A 16,635-nucleotide genomic window follows, 5' to 3' on the forward strand; every position below is an offset into this window, starting at 1 on the left:
CTCTCACGCCATGGCCGGGCGCTCGCCGACGGGCGCGTCTGCCGGCGCGCCAGGGTCGAGAAGGCAGTCGCGGGGGCAAAGCTGGGCGATCAAGGCCTCTCCCGTCGCGTGGACGAACGGGGGGCGGATCATCGAGAAATGGTCGCCAGCCCCGTGAAGCACCCGCAGCGGCGGCGGCGCGGTGCCGCCGACTTCTCCGCCGATACGGTGAAGGTTGTCCCGGAACACGTCCTCGGTGATCCCCGTCACTGTGTCCTCCTCCGGCAAGACAAGCGTGACCGGGAAATCGAGCGGTCCGCAGGTCTGCCGCGATGCCGCAAGCCGGCAGTTGGTCTGGAACACGCGGCGCAGATCCTTGACCCCGGCGCGCTCGACGTCGAGAAGACCGCCGTCGGAGCCTTCGCGGCTTTCCCTCAGCAGCGCCTCGAAGTCGTCGTCACCCAGACGCGCGACGTGGTGACGGGACAAGGCCGGCACCATCAGGCCGTCGAGGGCGTAGAAATGCGCGATGGCGCGCCCCCGTTGCCGGAGTTCAACGGCCACCGAATAGGCCAGCATGACGCCATAGGAGTGGCCGACAAGGGTCACGTCGCCCTCCGGCGACAGATCCGCGATGCGGTCCGCCAGACGACGGGCGCATGCCGGAATATCCGCGTCCGGATCGCGACCGGAGGCGAGCGGGACCACCTCCCCCCTCTCCCCGAGGGCCTGTGCAAGCCCGGCCTCCCCGCCGACGTTGCCGAAGATCCCTTCGAAGAAGAAAACTGCGGGGCGTCCGTCCCGAATCGCAGTCTGGCGCTCCGCCGGCCCGTCCACGACGGCCGCCGCTGTCGGCGCGGGGCGTTTCAGGACCGTCTCGGCGAAGGCGGTCTCCAGCCCGGCCAGCGTGTCCGCCTCACCGAGCAGTTTGAGGGGCACATGGGTGCCGCACAGTTCTTCCAGCTCCAGCCGGATTTCTATCTGCTGCAGGGAATCGACGCCGTTGTCGTCCAGCGATGCGTCCGCCTTCAGCTGCGCGCAATCCACGCCCAGAACCTTCGCGACCACGCTTGTCACCGGCGTGTCCCCGATCGCGTCCGCGCCCGACGCCATCGACGCGCCGGCGCCCGCGCCCGCCTCGGGCGGCACGTCGAGAGGATGAAGCGCGCGGAACCAGTCCCGTTTCTGAAGCTTCGGGGATGTCAGATCCGCCGCGACGCAGACGGCGGCCTCCAGCCGGCCCGTAACGTCGAGCGCGGTCAGGCCGGTGCGGGTCGAGAGCGCCGCCTCGCCGTCCTTGGCGAGCAGGCTATTCAGTCCCATGCGTGCCGTGATGCCGATGGTCTTCCAGGGCCCCCAGGCGACGGATCTGACCCTCAGGCCGCCCGGATGACGGGCGGAGGCCAGTTCCTCGAGATAGGCGCAGGCCATGGCATGCGCGGCCTGACCGCCATTGCCGAGATAGCAGCTCGTCGACGAGAACAGGACCACCTCGGCCGCTCGCCCGGCGAAGGCCCGCACGATGTTCCAGGACCCCCGCACCTTGGGCGCCAGGACGGCGCCCAGATCGCCGGGTCGGATGTCCTGCAGGCTTGCATCGCTCAGATGTCCCGCGAGGTTCACCACCATCGGGCGGTCGGCCTCGACACCGGCGGCGAGCGCCCGCACGGCCTGAAAATCGGTCACATCGGCCTCATGGTAGGTCGCCTCGGCCCCCATGGCGCGCAGCGTTGCGATGGCGGCGCGGGTGGAGGGGCGCGGCGGGGCGCGCCCGGCCAGAACGATGCGCGTGACCCCGGCGCGCACCTGATGTCGGGCGATGGCGAGCGCGATCTCGCTTTCGCCGCCGAACGCCACGAGCGCATCGGTTCGCGGCCCCGCGCCGTCGGCGTTGACCTCGCGCGCGGCCTCCAGCAGCTGCGGCACCGACAACGTGCCGCCGGTCACAAGGGCGTTCAGATGGCCGCCACGGTTTTGCAGGAAGGCGTCGATCCCCGCCGCCACGGTCGCCGCGTCGAAGCTCTCCAGCTGCAAGGCCAGCACCTCGATATCGAGCCCCTCGCTGGCGACGACCCGCGCCAGTCCCGCCTCCAGACCGCCGGCAACCGGCATCGCGTCGCGGGAGCCGCACAGAATGACCCGGGCCCCCGGCGCGCGCGCGGCGACCAGTTTGACGAGATCGGTACAGACCTCGGCATAGGTTTCGATCAATCCGGGATCGGCCAGACGGTCGAACTCCGCCAGCGTCACGAATTCGCGTGCGCCCGCGTCGATCCAGCCGGCCAGCAGGCGTTCGAGACCGGTCCGGTCGTAACCGTCCAAAAAGGCGCGGTCGATGCGCAGTGTTTGGCGCGCGCCTTCCACAGCGACCGGAGCCGAACAGACGAAGAGCCCTTCGCGCGCGACCACGGGGAGATCGCCGCCGGCGCACAGATCGACGCCCCGCACCTTGTCGAACCGCTCGCCCAACAACGCGGTCCAGGCATCGAAGCCCAGAAGCGGATGCGCCTCGCGCTCGTCGCAATAGTCCCACCAGCCGTCGAGCATGCCGAACGCCAGATCGATCCAGGCGAGTTTCTCGGTATCCTCGACCAGCAGAAACAGCCCGTTGGGCGCTGTCCGTCTCGCGAGCCGGTCGACGGTGGCGCGAATGTCGCGGGTGGCATGGACCACGTCCACACCCAGCACGACATCGAAGCGTCCCTCCAGCCGGTCGCAGGCGGCCGGATCGTTCAGGTCCAGCGCCTCGGTCCGAAACCCGTCGATATGGCCGAACCGGGCCTGCGCCGCGCGCAAAAGGCCGGGACTGGCGTCGGTGAACACATAGTCGACGGTCAGGCCGGTACGCTGCTGAAGCCGCGACAGGATGCCCTCGCTGGTCGCCCCGGTGCCGCCGCCGACTTCGAGAATGCGGATATGTCCCGTTTCCATCGAAGCCGCACGGCGGTCGACGATCCGCGCAACGGCGTCATTCGCGCGCCGCAGGATGAAGGAACTCTGGTAGTAGGCGCGCAGCGTCTCCGCCCGCCCCTGCCCGAACAGAACCTCCTCGCCGCTCATCGCCCCGCTCAGGTAGTCTTGCATCAGATCGAGCGCCGTCATCGCCAGATCGTATTCCCGGGCCACCAGCGGCAGCTCTTCGCGGCCCTTGTCCGTGTCGGCTCGCGCGTTCTCGTCGCCCGCCGCAAGCGCCCTGCGGGCGAGATCGGCAAAGGCACGCTGGCGACGCCGGCCGATCGCGGGATCGGCGGCTTGCGGCAACGAAAAGGCCTGCGCCGCGAGGCGGGAGAGATCCTGCCCGCCGACGCGGCGATGCATCCCCCGCAGAACCAGCGCTTCCAGCTCCGCGATCTGCCCGGAGTAGGCATCGATGTCCGCACAGGCAGCAGGATCGGCGGCAAGGCGGTCGCCAACCGATGCCGCGTCGGCGAAGACCTCCCCGGCGGGACGCCGGTCGCGCAGCCGTGCGATGTCGTGCCACTGCGGGATCAGCAGAGGCGGTGGCGGCGCATCGCCAAGCGGCTCGGCGGAAAACCGGATATCCGTCAGGGAACAGACCGGAGCGCCGGACCGGTCGACCAGATGCGCATCGGGACACGCCCCGCCCGTCGCCCGCACCTCGCCGGCCGCCGCCGCGTCGCCGCGCCAGGCCAGCGAGAGCGCGCCGATCTCGGCGGGAAGGAGCACGGTGTCGTTCCCCGTTTCGCCCTGGGCCCAGTCGGCGACCTGCAGCATGGCATCCAGCGCGGTCACCAGCGGGGCGAGCCCCGCCGCGCCGTCGAAGGGCGCGATGCGGGCATGGCCGCCCGCCTCGCTCGGCGTCAGCGTTTCGACGCGCTTGTAGAGGTCCGAGTAGTCCAGCCCCTGTTCGGCAAAGCGTGCGTAGAGCTCATGTGCCGGGTCCGCGGCGGGCATCCGCGCGAGCGCCATGTCCGGCGGCGTCGAGGGCAGATCCGGCCACGCGCCTGCCTCCGCGAGCACGGCCGTGGCGTTTCGCGTCCACGCGCGCGCGTCATCCCTGGCCCGGGAGTACAATGCCACGCGCGGCGACGGTCCGCTCTCGATCTGGACGCCGATCCGGACGACGTCCTGCGCGCGTTTCAGGGCAATCGGCGCCTCGAACACGATATCGCCGAGGTGCAGATCCTGCCGGCAGCCGACCGGGGCGACGGCCTCCAGCATCATGGCCAGCATCCCGGCCCCTGGCACCACGAAGGCATCGTCGACAAGATGACCGGCGAGCCAGCCCTGACTGGCGGGCGATATCTCGAAATACTGGGTCTTGCGCGGCGGCAGCTTTCCAAGCGGGGGAAGCGCATCGCGCGAGGCTGGGCCGGCTTGCCCGGAGCGCGGCGGCGCGGCGACCGCCTTTCGCTGGAACGGATATCCCGGAAGCGGCACGATGCCGCCGGCCTCCGTGCCGTTCAGTGCGGACCAGGGCACGTCATAGCCGGTCGAGTAAAGGTTCGCGACCGTGTCCGCCACGACATCGCGGCCCTCCGCTACGCCGCCGACAACCCCGCAATCCGCGTCGGGCCGTGCTTTTGCGATGGCACAGACGAAGCCGCCGAGCACGCTGCCGAGCCCCAGTTCCTGGAACACCGGACGGTCGATCTCGTCCAGGACCCGCTCCACGGCCCCGACGAAATCGACCGTTCCGCGCAATTGCGCGCTCCAGTAGGCCAGACCGTCGGCCGGAGTTGCCTCGGCTCGGCAGGTCTCGAACAGGGGGAGATCCGGCTCCCGCCCGCCCAGGTCGAAGCCGGCGGATCGCAAGCTTTCGGCCGCTGGCGCCATGAGCGCGGAATGAAAGGCATTGGCCACCTGCAAACGCCGATAGCGGACCCCGCCCGCGTCGCAAAACGCCGCAAGCGCCGCGAAGCCGGCTTCGGGCCCGGACACCACCGTCTGGTCCGGCGCGTTGCGGCAGGCGATCTCGAGCCCGCCTCGAGGCAAGACCTCGGACAGTCGCTCCGGCTCCGCCCGGACCTGACACATGAACCCTTCGGCCGCAACGGCATCCATGTCGCCGGCGCGCAGGGCCACCAGGGCGATGGCCTCCTCGAGCGTCAGAAGACCGGAGAACACGGCGGCGGCATATTCGCCGACACTGTGGCCAACGACCCCGACGGGCCGAAACCCCTGCGCCAGCCAGAGCGCCCCCAGGGACACTTGTGTCGCGAACACAAGCACCTGGTCGCACACGGTGCCACGGGGCCCGGGTCGCAGCGGCGCGCCATCGGCACCCGGCAGGAACGCCGCCACCTTCTCGGCGAAGCGTTCGGCGCCGAGCCGGACCTCGAATCCCGCCAGCACCTCGTCGAACCGGCGCGCGAACACGGCCCTGTCGCGCAGGCGTGCCAGCACGCTCCAGTCGATCGCCATGCCCTGCCCCGGAAAGCACCAGATCAGGTTGCGCGAGAAGCCGGGCCCCTCGAGCGCGCGCAGCCCCTCGCCGCGAAACAGCTGGCTGTCGCGCGCACCGTCGAGCCGCATGACGCCTCGCATTTCCGCGAAATGCCTGCGACCGCGCACCAAAGTGGCGACCAGATCGGACCTGCGATGGGCGGGGCCTGAGCGCAGGAACCCGCCGAGCCGGTCGGCGTAGGACGCAAAGGCATCCGGGGAGCGCGCCGAAATCGGCAGGATCGTTTGCGCGGAATGCTCCATCTCGGGGTCCTCCGGGATGCGGGGTCAGGACTGCGGAGAGCCGGGCGAGCGCACAATCGCATGGGCGTTGGTCCCGCCCATGCCGAAGGCGCTCACGCCCCCGGTGACGGGAAGATCGCCATCGAAGCGCACGTTCTCCGCCGACACCTGCAAGTGATCGTTGGCGCGCAAGGTCGGGTTCAGGGTTTCGAAGTGGCAGGTTCCGGGGAAGCACCTGTTCGAGACGCTCAGGCACGCCTTGATGAAGCCGGCGATACCGGCGCCTTCGTCCAGGTGGCCGATGTTGCTTTTCACCGACCCCACCACGCAGGGCGTGGCGGCCTTGCGACCCGCAAGGCTCGCGCCGATGGAGGTCCACTCGATGGCGTCGCCGACCACCGTGCCGGTGCCGTGGGCCTCGATGAAATCGAGATCGCTCGCGGTCAGACCGGCCCTGGAGAGCGCGCCGGTCACCACGTCGCGCTGCCCGTTCACGGACGGGGCGGAAAAATTCATCTTGCGTCCGCCATCGTGATTGACCGCGGAGCCCAGAAGCTCGGCATGAATGCGGTTCCCGTAGCTGGTGGCATCGGCCGTCCGCTTCAGGACCACGAGCCCGCCGCCGTTGCCGAAAACCGTCCCGTCGGCGCCGGCATCGAAGGGGCGGCACCGCCCGTTCGGACTGCGCACCGACCCTTCCACGTAGTCGTAGCCGTCGGGCTCCGGCCAGATCACCGACACGCCGCCGGCAATCGCGATGTCGCATTCGTCGTTCAGGAGCGCCAGACGGGCATAATGGACCGCGACGAGCGAGGTGGCGCAGGCGGCCTGCACCGTCACGCTCGGACCGGTGAAGCCGAACCGGTAGGAGGCCGCCGAGGTCAGATAGTTGCGGTCGTTTCCAAGGCGTTGCGGCAGGGTGTTGTCTTCGCGAAAGACGTCGCTGGACGCCGCCCGGCGGGCGGGCTCGAGCTCATTCATCAGATAGGTGCTCATCCCGGCCCCGGCGAAAAGGCCGACCCGCGCGTCGGCGTCGCAATCGGCATCGCCGGACTGCTCCATCGCGGTCCAGCACAGCTCCAGGAACAGCCGCATCTGCGGATCCATGCGGTAGGCCTCCGCCGGCGACAGGCCGAAGAACTCGTGATCGAAGCCGTCGACGTCGCCGAGCCGGCCGAAGCTCGGCACGAAGAACCGCGACGCGTCCCCGCCGCCCGCCGCTTCGGCCGAAGCGATGGCGCTGCTGCGCGCCGTCAGGGCCCGCCACAGATCGTCGACATCCGCCGCCCCCGGGAACCGCCCGGCCATGCCGACGACGCTGACGGTATCGTCGGCCTCCCGGCGCCCGGTCGGGCGCTGGCGCGGTGCCGGTGCGGCCCCGGTCAGATGCCGGCGCAGGGCCCCCACGGTCGGATGCGCGAAGAAGTCGGCAATGGTGAGCCTGGGAAAATGCGGGGCAAGGTCGACCTCCAGTTCCATGAACCCCAGGGAATCGATCCCCAGATCGCCGAGGCGGCTCGCCTCGTGCACGGCCACCCCGGGCACACGTTTGCGGATCGCCGCGCTCAGGACATCGTCCCCGCCCTGCCCGGCGGCCGCAGGTTCGCCCGTGTCCACGCTCTCGGCGGCGGCCCGTGCAAGGTCTTCGGCGCGCCGCATCAGATGTTGATAGTCGGTCTTGCCGTTCTTCAGCCTCGGCAACTCCGGCAAGGGAACGAGCCGGCAGCGGGCCTGGGGGCCGAGGCGCGCAACGAGCCCCTCCACAAGCTCGTCCTGAACGCGGCTGTCGGCCTCGGCCCATGCTCCGGTCGCGAAGACCCAGGGATCCTGCCGCACCGCACCGGGCGGCGCGGCAACGGCCGCAGCCGCGTCGACGGTATCTTGCGCGCACAGGCTCGCCTCGATCGCTTCCAGCGAGAGGCGAAAGCCCCGGACCTTGATCACCCGGTCCCCGCGTCCCAGCACGTGGATGCTGCCATCGTCGCCCTCATAGCCGATATCGCCCAGGATCATGCGACGCTCTTGCGGCATGTCCGCGAAGCCGACCGCCAGCTGTCCGACGACCCCGGCCGGCAGCGGTTGATTGCGCGTGCCCACGACCCGCACCTCGGTTCCGGCAATCGCCCGGCCGGCATGCGGGCGATCCGGCCAGCTCTCCGGGTCGCCGAACATCATGTTCGCGGTGATGTCCTGCGTTTCGGACATGCCGTAGTGATTGGCCAGGACGGCGCCGGTTCGCGCGAACCAGTCGCGGATCGGACGGGTCACCGTCAGCGCCCCGCCCGCCACGATCACCATGCGCAGCGCGGAACAGGCATGATCGCGCGCCAGCGCGGCGCGGGCCACGCCGTCCAGCATCACCGTCGGCAGATAGATCCGGTCCACCGCCATCGCGTCGACGAAAGCGATCAGCTCCGAAGGGCTTTGCCTCAGGCCCGGCCCGGCGAAGACCAGGGTCCGCCCCGCCGACAGGGCGGCGAAGATCTCGTGAAAGGCGACGTCATGCATCAGCGACGACAGTTGCAGCATCCGCTCGCCCTGCGGGAGCCGGTCGATGTGCCAGTCGATCAGCCGGGCCAGCTGGCGCACGGGAAAGCGGATGGCTTTCGGCTCACCGGTCGACCCGGACGTCATCACCACATAGGCATCGCCGGGCCGGGCACGGTGGGCCGCAGCCTCCGCCACGCCGAACCGGAAACCGGCGACTTCACAGGGCCGGGCCTCGAAGCAGGCCGGACAGGCCGGGTCGTCCGCGCCAGACCCGTCCGCGGCGGAGCGGATCAGGAGATCGACGCCGGCGGCCTCGATCTGGGCGGCATGCCGCGCGCGGTCCGTTTCATCCAGGCGCAGGAAAGACGCGCCGGCTATCTGCGTCGCGAGAAAGGCGATGATCTCGTCGCGATGGCGTGGCCCGGCGAAGGCGACCGTCGCCGGCCCCTCCCCGAGCGCCGCGCGCAGCGCAGCCGCCAACGTTCCCGCCCGCTCGGCGACGGCGCCATAGCTGACCGGCGCCGCGCCAGACGACAGGATCGCCGGCGCATCGGGTTCCTGCGTGGCGTGATCGAGAAACCGGCGAACGGGGCATGACGGGCCGGGGTCCGCGATCTGGAAATCTCGGAGCTGCGCGACCTCGAGCCGTGGTGCCGGCACGGCGCCGCCGAGACGCGCCAGCAGGCGATCGGCGAGATCGTCCAGCGCCGCCTCGCTCACCAGCCCGGCGGTCGTCTCGATCCGCACCGCCAGATCGCCCGGCGCGTCGAACCAGTAATTGACGGTGAAGAGATACGGCGTGCGCGACGGCACCGGCTCGAACGCGCGGGAGACCAGATCGTTTCGCAGGCCGAAGAGCTTGCGTTCGACCAGCAGCACATCGAACAGCCGCTCCGGACTGGCGACGGTTTCAAAGTGCGGCGAGGACACGATGTCCTGATAGGAGATGCCACCGATCAGCGACGCCTGCCGGCTCTGCGTCACGGCCCAGTTCGCCGGCATGGCGCTGTCGTCAGGCGTGGCGTCGAGCGGGGGAACGAGCCCGAGACCGGGCGTGCCGAAATAGCCGAAGGCATTGCTGTCCGGCGCGACGCCGTCGCACGGCACGCCGATGACGATCTGATCGTCGCGCAAGAGATTGGCCGTGGCCGCCTGCAGCGCGGTCATCACGGCGGCCGCCGCCTGTTCCTCCGGCCAGTCGCGATCCTCCGCGCGCAGAACGACCTCCCGGCTGAGCGACCCGACCGCCCCGCACGCGGCAAACACCGCGCGCAGATCGGCCGGGCTTTCCAGATCGGCGGCGAACCGGGCTACGGCGGCCCAGTTCGCCTCCCCCGGCGTCGCGATCTCGGGGTGAATGGCGACCTTGTCCGGGCGCGAGCCAAGCCCGGCGAGCGCATCGAGGAACAGGATCAGCGAGCGGTCGCCATCGCAGATGGCGTGGTGGAAACTGCAAAGCAGAAACTGGCGGTGTTCCACCCGCACCAGCTGGACGCGCCAGGGATGACGGCTGGCCAGATCCGAGGCGCCGGTCGAAAACGCCGCGTAGTGGGCGGCCAGATCGGCTTCGGTCCGGCAGACGATCTCCGGCAGCACCGCCTGAATGAGGATCCGGCTTTCGGGCGACAGCCGCCAGACCCGCCGGCCCTCGTGTCGGGAGAGCCGGACATTCAGAAAGGGAAAGGCGGGCAGAATGTCCGTCAGCGCCGCGTGCAACGCGCGGGTGGTCATCGGCCGGTTCAGCTCGACCGCGCAGGAAATGTTCAGATCGGTCCGCTTGGGGTCCCGCGCATCGAGGAACGCCATGCGCTCCTGCGCCGCATTCAGGGGGATATGGGTAAACGTGTGTTCCATGGCCCTTACCCCGTTTCTTTCATGCGTTTGTCGAGAGGGATCGTCTCGCGTCGAAGACGCCCGAGGAAGTAGACGAGCAGGGACGCCACCACCACGCTGCCGCCAAGCACCGTCGCCAGGCTGGGCCGCTCCAGCAGGACGAGCCAGACCCAGAGCGGCCCGAGCACGACCTCGAGCAGCCAGAGCACCGAGACCTCGGGCGCGGAGATGTAGCGCGGCCCGATGAAGGTGAAGGTGTTCGCCAGCGGCATCACCACGCATCCCAGCAGCACGGCATAGCCGATCTGGGTGGCGTTCATCTCGCCGACCTGCGCGAAGGGCAGCGCCATCAGCGCGGCGACGATCCCGCCCAGCACAAGCCCGGGCATGCTGTCCTCCATCCGCGACATCCGCCGCAGGACCATGTTCAGCCCGATCAGGGCCGATGCGAGCATGGCGACGAGACAGCCGAGCAGGCTTTCGAGGTCGAGGGCACCGTTCGCGCCGGAAAACTGCCGCCAGAACTCGTTGCTGACGATGATGCTCACGCCGACGAAACACGCCATGATGGTCAGCGCCAGGCGGTAGGAGACGGGCTCGCCCAGGATCAGCTTGGCGAAACTGGCCGAGAACAGCGGCCCCAGGGCGATCATCACCAGCACGTTGGCGACGCTGGTCATGCCGAGGGAGGAGACGAAGGCGAACATGGTGAGGGCGAAGATGACGCCGAACGCCACGTCGATCCCGCCGAAGCTCTGCCACATCCTGCGCAGTTGCCCGCGATGCAGGAGCCAGATGCAGGGGATGAGCGCCACCGACATCAGGCCTCCCTTGAACATGATCATCGAATAGACGTCCGTGTGGATCAGCCGGACGAGCAGCGCGTCGGGCGAAAACGCGATCACGCCGAGCAACGTCAGCAGCACGCCCTTCTGTTTTCTGGTCAGGACCACGATCAATCCCCCGCACCGGCACAAGCGCCGCAGGCACCGGCGGAAGACCGCCGCCGGCAGGTGCTCGCTGGAGGCGGAACGATCTCCGGCACCAGCGCTTGCGCCCGCCGCAGGGTGCCGGAGGCCTGGTCCTCGTTGAACGCGCGCGGCATATCCTCGGCCAGCTGGCGCAGCCGGAGCCGTCGGGTTTTCGGATACAGCCGCCCGCCGCGGCGCAAGCCTTCCAGCCGGGCCCATGCGGCGTATTTCTTGTCATGCTGGTGCGGCTGATAGGCGTTCAGCTCGCTGGGCCCGACCTCCTCCCCAAGGGTCAGAAAGCCGGCCTTCGCCGCCGCCTCGACCAGCGCGCACCCCGCCGCCGTGCGCACGATCAGCGCATTGGTGCCCGGGTCGGTCTCTTCGGTCTCCGCGTCCGGCCCCCCGCCGATCCAGGTGTCCGACACGGCGATGTCGGCGATCTCGCCGATCCCGTCGGGGCAGATCTTGCAGCGAAACGGCATCGGCCAGCTGCCGCCGTCGGGATCGAGAAAGTCCACATAGCGCTTGTTGACCTCGGTCCCGTCGCCGGTGACCATCGTTGTCGGTCCCGGACAGCCGCGGCCGCGGTAGCGCATCGACACCAGGGCGTCGGGATCGACGCCCGCGTTTCTGACCATCCGGTCGATGTCCAGGGACACGGTCGGCCCGCCGCAGACGAAGGCCAGCCGGTACCGGATCAGTTCGGCGATCCTCGGCTCCGTGTCCGACAGGTTCGCCAGCGCCGAAAGATCGCAGGGACGGCCGATGAACGCGAAGGGCTGGCCGAGATCGAGCGCCTCCGTCAAGCGTGTGAGCGGCGCGGCGGGGCCGTATCGCGACCCGGCCGCCTGGAGCACGTCGGCCTCGGTGAAACTCATGGTCGAGACGCCGAAGGTCGGCTGCTCTTCGCACGCCTTCACATGCAGGACGAAGCGCACCTCGCCGGTCGCGAGCATCATCGCCGCCAGACCGGTCAGGACCCCGCCGGTCGAGCCTTCCCAGCGATGCAGCGGCTTGCCGGCATGCGCCAGGACGATGGTCTTGTAGTGCCCCCAGACCGGGTCCGTCCTGGTGTCGGCTTCCCGGGCGAGGTCTTCCGGCGGCCCTTCGACCCGCAGTCCGGGACAGATCCGCTCCACGACCTCGTAATCCGCGTCGTCGAAGGCGTCGGTCGCGCTGGGTCGCAGTTCCTTTTGGTCGGAGACCGCCATCTGGACCTTTTCGGGCCCGAGAACATCCGCGCAAAGCCCGCAATTGCTGCAAAGGTGCTGATCGACGATGGCTTGAAGTCTGTCGCGAGCCGCCATGCGGAGTTCCTTTCGCTCGACCGCGCGAGGCGGCATCGGACAACCGGCCGCGATGACCGCACTGATGACCGCACCGATGACCGCACTCTGGGCACGGATCCGCGCAGGCTCGATGGTTTGCGGCATGGAAGGCACGGGGGCGCCGGGTCGACGCCGCCGCGAGAAGGCCGTCAGGTCGGGATCGCGCCCTAATAGAGGATCGTGCCCTTCACGAGGTTCAGCTTCTTGTTGTCCATGAACTCGTGGCCGGCGAAAACGGTATCGTAGAGCCCGTCCGCCAGATAATTGTCCGGCAAACGTTCGGTCTTGCGATACTGGCGGTGTTCCTGGCCAGGCACGGCGATCGGCACGTTGGACTTCGCATTGTAGGTGCAATGGGCCACCGTGCGCCGCTCGGCCCCTTCCGCGAACTGCTCGGAGCAATGCAGGGCGAGCGGGTGGAACACCAGAACGTCGCCGGGCTCCATCTCGCAGTCGACCACCTCGTGCCCGCGCGACAGGATCTCGTTGACACGGGCCTCATCGGCCATCAGCACGTTGCCGCGGTCGAAGTCGATCCGCCCGAGCTTGTGGGTGCCGCGGGCGATGCGCACGCAGCTGTTGGCCCGCGAATTGCGGTCGACGGCAACCGAACAGGACACCAGGTCCGGGGTCAGCGCCGTCTCGTACCAGAACTGGTAATCCTGGTGCCAGTCGACCTTGCCGCCCGCGTCCTTGTCCTTGCGCACCAGCTTCATGTGCCAGAAGTATCCTTCGTCCTCCAGCACATCCTCGACGATGTTCATCATCTTGTTCAGGCGCGGCAGACAGCCGATGTAGCTGTTGTCGGTCACGGTCGAGACGGACGTGTTCCACTTTCGGCCCATCGAGTCCGGAATGCCCTGTTCGGAACCGTCGAAGGTCGGATCGTGGTCGATCGCCGTGCGCAGCGGCGCCAGTTCTTCGTCGGAAAACAGCCCGCGAACGATGACGAACCCGTCGTCGTTGTAAGCATCGAGCTGCTCTTGTGTCAGGCCTTTGGGCGGCATGTCGCACCTTCCTCTGCGTTGAAAAACGCTTGCGACATTGATCTGAGGTTGTGCTTTGGGCAAACACAATTATCCTTATACTCTGTAGGAAATTGTTTCAGACGGGCGCCCTGCATGACGTCTATCCTGCGGAAATTGAATGCCATTCGCGCCTTCGACGCGGCCGGCCGGCACGGCAGCCTCACCGCCGCGGCCGAGGAGTTGAACGTCAGTCACCCCTCCGTTGGCCGTCACATCCGCGAGCTGGAGCAGCATCTGGGGGTCGCCCTGTTCAAGCGCTCCTATCAGGGCATGAAACTCACGCTGGCCGGACGCGAGTTTCTCAAGCGCGTCACGCCGGCCTTGCGGGAAATCATCGAGGCGGCCGATCTGGTCAGTTCGACCAATTACTGCTCCATCGTGGTCAACTGCGAACCCGCGTTCGGACTGAAATGGCTGGTTCCGAACATCCGGAAATTCGAGGAAAAGCATCTCGACATCGACGTGATGATCGTTGCGTCGCGGGAACTGGTCGACCTGCAGAAATTCGAGGCGGATCTGGCCATTCGCCACTCCGGCAGCCGGCTCGAGGACGAGGCGCTTCTGCTTTCGGATTCACCGATGCACCCCTATGGCCCGCCGGGCTGCATCGCCGATCCGTCGCCGGAAAACATCGCGCGTCAGACGCTCATCTTCGAGGAGCGGTCGAAGTTCTGGTTGGACTGGTTCGACCGCGCCAATGTCACGCGCTACCAGCTTCCCAGGCGGCGCAAGAAACTCCCCATCGAAATGGCCATCGAGGCCTCCTGCGCGGGATCGGGAATCGTTCTGGCGTCGAGGGAACTGGTTCACGAGGACGTCTTGCGCGGCCGTCTCGAACGTCTTTGCGATATCGGCTCTCCGAGCGGCGGCTACTATCTGATCAGACGCAAGGACTCCTTGAAGAAGAACGCGGTCGACCTGTTTTGCGCGTGGCTGCTTTCGGAGACCCGGATCTTCCGGGAAAGGGAGACCTGACATCGGTCCGACATCGCTCGTAGCGTAGTCTTGTCTGGAGCGGAGAAAGAGACAGTGACGGACAACCGAAGATCGCGTGACGACTTCGCCCCTGCCCCGCCCGTCCCGGTCAGGGTCGAGCATGGCAACCCCGCCTATCCCGAACCCTTTCGCGACCCCGTTCGCGGGCTTGTCCGCAAGCGCCTCGGCGAGGCCTTCGGGCTGACCGCCTTCGGCACCAACCTGCTCGAGCTGGAACCCGGCGGCCTGTCGTCCCACAAGCACTGGCATTCCCTGCAAGACGAGCTTGTGTTCGTGCTGGACGGCCAGGTCCGGCTGATCACCGACGCCTTCGAACTGGATCTCGGACCGGGCGACTTCTTCGGCTTCAAGGCCGGCGTGCAGAACGGCCACCACCTCAAGAACACCGGCACGGCAACGGCGCGGCTGATCGAGATCGGCAGCCGCGAGGCCGGAGACCGCGTGATCTACAGCGACATCGACATGATCTGGATCGGCGACGGCACCGACGGACGCGGCGGCTTCTTCCGGAAGGACGGCAGCCGGTACTGATCCGGGATGTCGTCGCGAGGACTGTCATGCCTTGGGGAAACTGAACGAAGTCTCTGATGACAATAGGACTTCCACATCCTACGGTGCGATTGTGAGTACTGACGCCTGCTGCCGGACAAGGCAGCTTGAGTCTCCTCTGAGTTTTGATTTTTACGGAATTCAACTATGCATTTTGCGGCCAAAGACCTGCTGTCCGCCCTACTCGAAGCAGTGCCACGTCCGACGATACAGGCCCCGCGTGACGCACGCGGGCTTTACGGCCTCGTCGATCACCTTGGCGATCTCCGGTACATCGGCTCGACCAGTTCGACTGATCAAACGTTTTTCCAGCGTATCCACCAGCGCCACCGAACCGGTTCGGAGGGCATGAGCCATTACTTCTCCCAGATGTATAACACCGGCCGAATGTGGCGAGATCGCAAGGATGAGCTAACCAAGGCCGATGGCGGTATCGCAAAGGCGCTACGCAATGAATTCGTCGTCGATCACTGTCGCGCTGTCTGGCTCCCTCTACCTGACACTGCAGATATCGGGCGCCTGGAGGCAGAGGTGCTTGCTCTCGCGCCGGACCACGCGATTTCTTGGAATCGGCGCCGGATGCAGCCCTACGAAGAACCCGCCGATCTGGTCGAGGCCACGCTGCACCGCCTAGGGTGGGGCGCCAATGAACTGGCCGCTATCGAACGGCAACGCCTTCGCTACCTTGCATCGAAGGTTGGCCCCGCAGTGGCACCGGCACCGAAAGCCGCACTCATCCGGCAAAGCCGTGTCAAACCCTTTCCCGTGGGCCCGTTCCGTTTCTTTGCACTGGACGTCGAGACGGCGAACAATGATCGCGGTAGCATCTGCCAGATCGGCGTTGCCTGTGTGCGCCCCGACAACTCCGTCGAGACTTGGGTGACCTATGTCGATCCGCTGGTGGATCGATGGGTTTTCACTTACCTGCATGGGATCAACGCCCAAACCGTTCTGGGCGCTCCGACCTTTGCCGAGGTGCTGAACGTCCTTCGCGATGCGCTGTCAGGCGCAATCGTCTACCAACACTCGGGTTTTGATCGCAGTGCGATTGCTGCGGCTTGTGGAAACAACGGGCTCCCGATCCCGCGATGGAACTGGCGCGACAGCGTTCACGTCGCACGCACCGCTTGGCCTGAGTTGCGGGGAAACGGCGGCCACGGCCTGGCAAGTCTAAAGCAGCATCTTGGCCTCGTGTTCGAACATCACGATGCTGGAGAAGATGCTCGGGCAGCCGCTGAAGTTGTCCTTCGCGCCGAGGGCGTTCAACCGGTTCGTGTACCGGCTCCACCCAGGCAGGCCCCGGTGGCAAACGCAGGCCATGCGCCTCATGATCTTATCGACACCACCGGTCGTTTGGAAGCTATGTCTCAGCCTACGACGGCGGTGACGCCATCAGATTCAATAGTGCGCGCGCGAACATATCGCCACATTGGAACGACAAAAATCACGCAAGGCAGTATCGACAACAACTACATCAATCTTCGGGAATTCTTCGAGAAGTTCCCGGTCGACGCAATCGGTGGATCGAACCACGCCTCGGCAGCATCGCGCGAGATTACCGTGGACTGGGGAGGAAAAACGGTTGCGATGACCGATCTTGATTGCACCAAGCGTTTTTTCCGCAAGCGTGGCTGGATAGGCGAATTTTTCAAACTGCATGACATTCGCGCAGGGGACATGGTGACGATTGAGGAGATAGCTCCCTACAGCTATCGCATCACACGGCTGAGACGGATCAAGTCTTAAGCTGGCAAAAACCGGCTTGGCTGCCCGTTCCACCTGCTCGGCGACAAGGCGACCAAAACGCGGATT

Annotated in this window: 8 protein-coding genes; 3 read left to right on the plus strand and 5 right to left on the minus strand. The window is 67.3% G+C overall.

Translation table 11 applies throughout. The features are described 5' to 3' along the window. Window positions 1-3 precede the first annotated feature (3 nt). From ABL312_RS07065 to ABL312_RS07085, 5 genes are all read right to left on the minus strand, one after another. A complete protein-coding gene (locus ABL312_RS07065) occupies window positions 4-5,649 on the minus strand; it encodes a KR domain-containing protein (protein WP_349360681.1) in 5,646 nt (1,881 codons plus the stop codon). 24 nt (window positions 5,650-5,673) lie between these two features. Next, window positions 5,674-9,972, minus strand: a complete 4,299-nt coding sequence (locus ABL312_RS07070; RefSeq protein WP_349360682.1) for a beta-ketoacyl synthase N-terminal-like domain-containing protein — start codon at window positions 9,970-9,972, stop codon at window positions 5,674-5,676. Between the two features lie 5 nt (window positions 9,973-9,977). Continuing rightward, window positions 9,978-10,904 (minus strand): DMT family transporter, encoded by a 927-nt coding sequence (locus tag ABL312_RS07075; protein ID WP_349360683.1) that lies wholly within the window; start codon window positions 10,902-10,904, stop codon window positions 9,978-9,980. Between the two features lie 2 nt (window positions 10,905-10,906). Next, complete coding sequence (locus ABL312_RS07080) at window positions 10,907-12,133, minus strand: Coenzyme F420 hydrogenase/dehydrogenase, beta subunit C-terminal domain (RefSeq protein WP_349360684.1); 1,227 nt, start codon at window positions 12,131-12,133, stop codon at window positions 10,907-10,909. A 284-nt stretch (window positions 12,134-12,417) separates the two neighbouring features. Further along, entirely contained in the window at window positions 12,418-13,257 is an 840-nt protein-coding gene (locus ABL312_RS07085) for a phytanoyl-CoA dioxygenase family protein (protein WP_349360685.1), read from the minus strand. Window positions 13,258-13,371: 114 nt separating this feature from the next. Here ABL312_RS07085 and ABL312_RS07090 point away from each other — a divergent pair, with 114 nt between their 5' ends. The 3 genes from ABL312_RS07090 (at window position 13,372) to ABL312_RS07100 (ending at window position 16,569) form a co-directional block, all read left to right on the plus strand. Further along, window positions 13,372-14,253, plus strand: coding sequence for a LysR family transcriptional regulator (locus ABL312_RS07090; RefSeq protein WP_349360686.1), 882 nt, complete (start codon window positions 13,372-13,374; stop codon window positions 14,251-14,253). A gap of 54 nt (window positions 14,254-14,307) precedes the next feature. Next, complete coding sequence (locus ABL312_RS07095; RefSeq protein WP_349360687.1) at window positions 14,308-14,805, plus strand: cupin domain-containing protein; 498 nt, start codon at window positions 14,308-14,310, stop codon at window positions 14,803-14,805. A gap of 165 nt (window positions 14,806-14,970) precedes the next feature. Continuing rightward, a complete protein-coding gene (locus ABL312_RS07100) occupies window positions 14,971-16,569 on the plus strand; it encodes an exonuclease domain-containing protein (protein ID WP_349360688.1) in 1,599 nt (532 codons plus the stop codon). Window positions 16,570-16,635 lie beyond the last annotated feature (66 nt).

Source organism: Stappia sp., from assembly GCF_040110915.1.
In the GTDB taxonomy this organism is placed as follows: Bacteria; Pseudomonadota; Alphaproteobacteria; order Rhizobiales; family Stappiaceae; genus Stappia.

Excerpts from the sequence above, each read along its gene's own strand:
- ABL312_RS07065 (WP_349360681.1), bottom strand. The coding sequence starts at position 5,649 with ATGGAGCATTCCGCGCAAACGATCCTGCCGATTTCGGCGCGCTCCCCG.
- ABL312_RS07070 (WP_349360682.1), bottom strand. The coding sequence starts at position 9,972 with ATGGAACACACGTTTACCCATATCCCCCTGAATGCGGCGCAGGAGCGC.
- ABL312_RS07080 (WP_349360684.1), bottom strand. The coding sequence starts at position 12,133 with ATGGCGGTCTCCGACCAAAAGGAACTGCGACCCAGCGCGACCGACGCC.
- ABL312_RS07085 (WP_349360685.1), bottom strand. The coding sequence starts at position 13,257 with ATGCCGCCCAAAGGCCTGACACAAGAGCAGCTCGATGCTTACAACGAC.
- ABL312_RS07090 (WP_349360686.1), top strand. The coding sequence starts at position 13,372 with ATGACGTCTATCCTGCGGAAATTGAATGCCATTCGCGCCTTCGACGCG.
- ABL312_RS07100 (WP_349360688.1), top strand. The coding sequence starts at position 14,971 with ATGCATTTTGCGGCCAAAGACCTGCTGTCCGCCCTACTCGAAGCAGTG.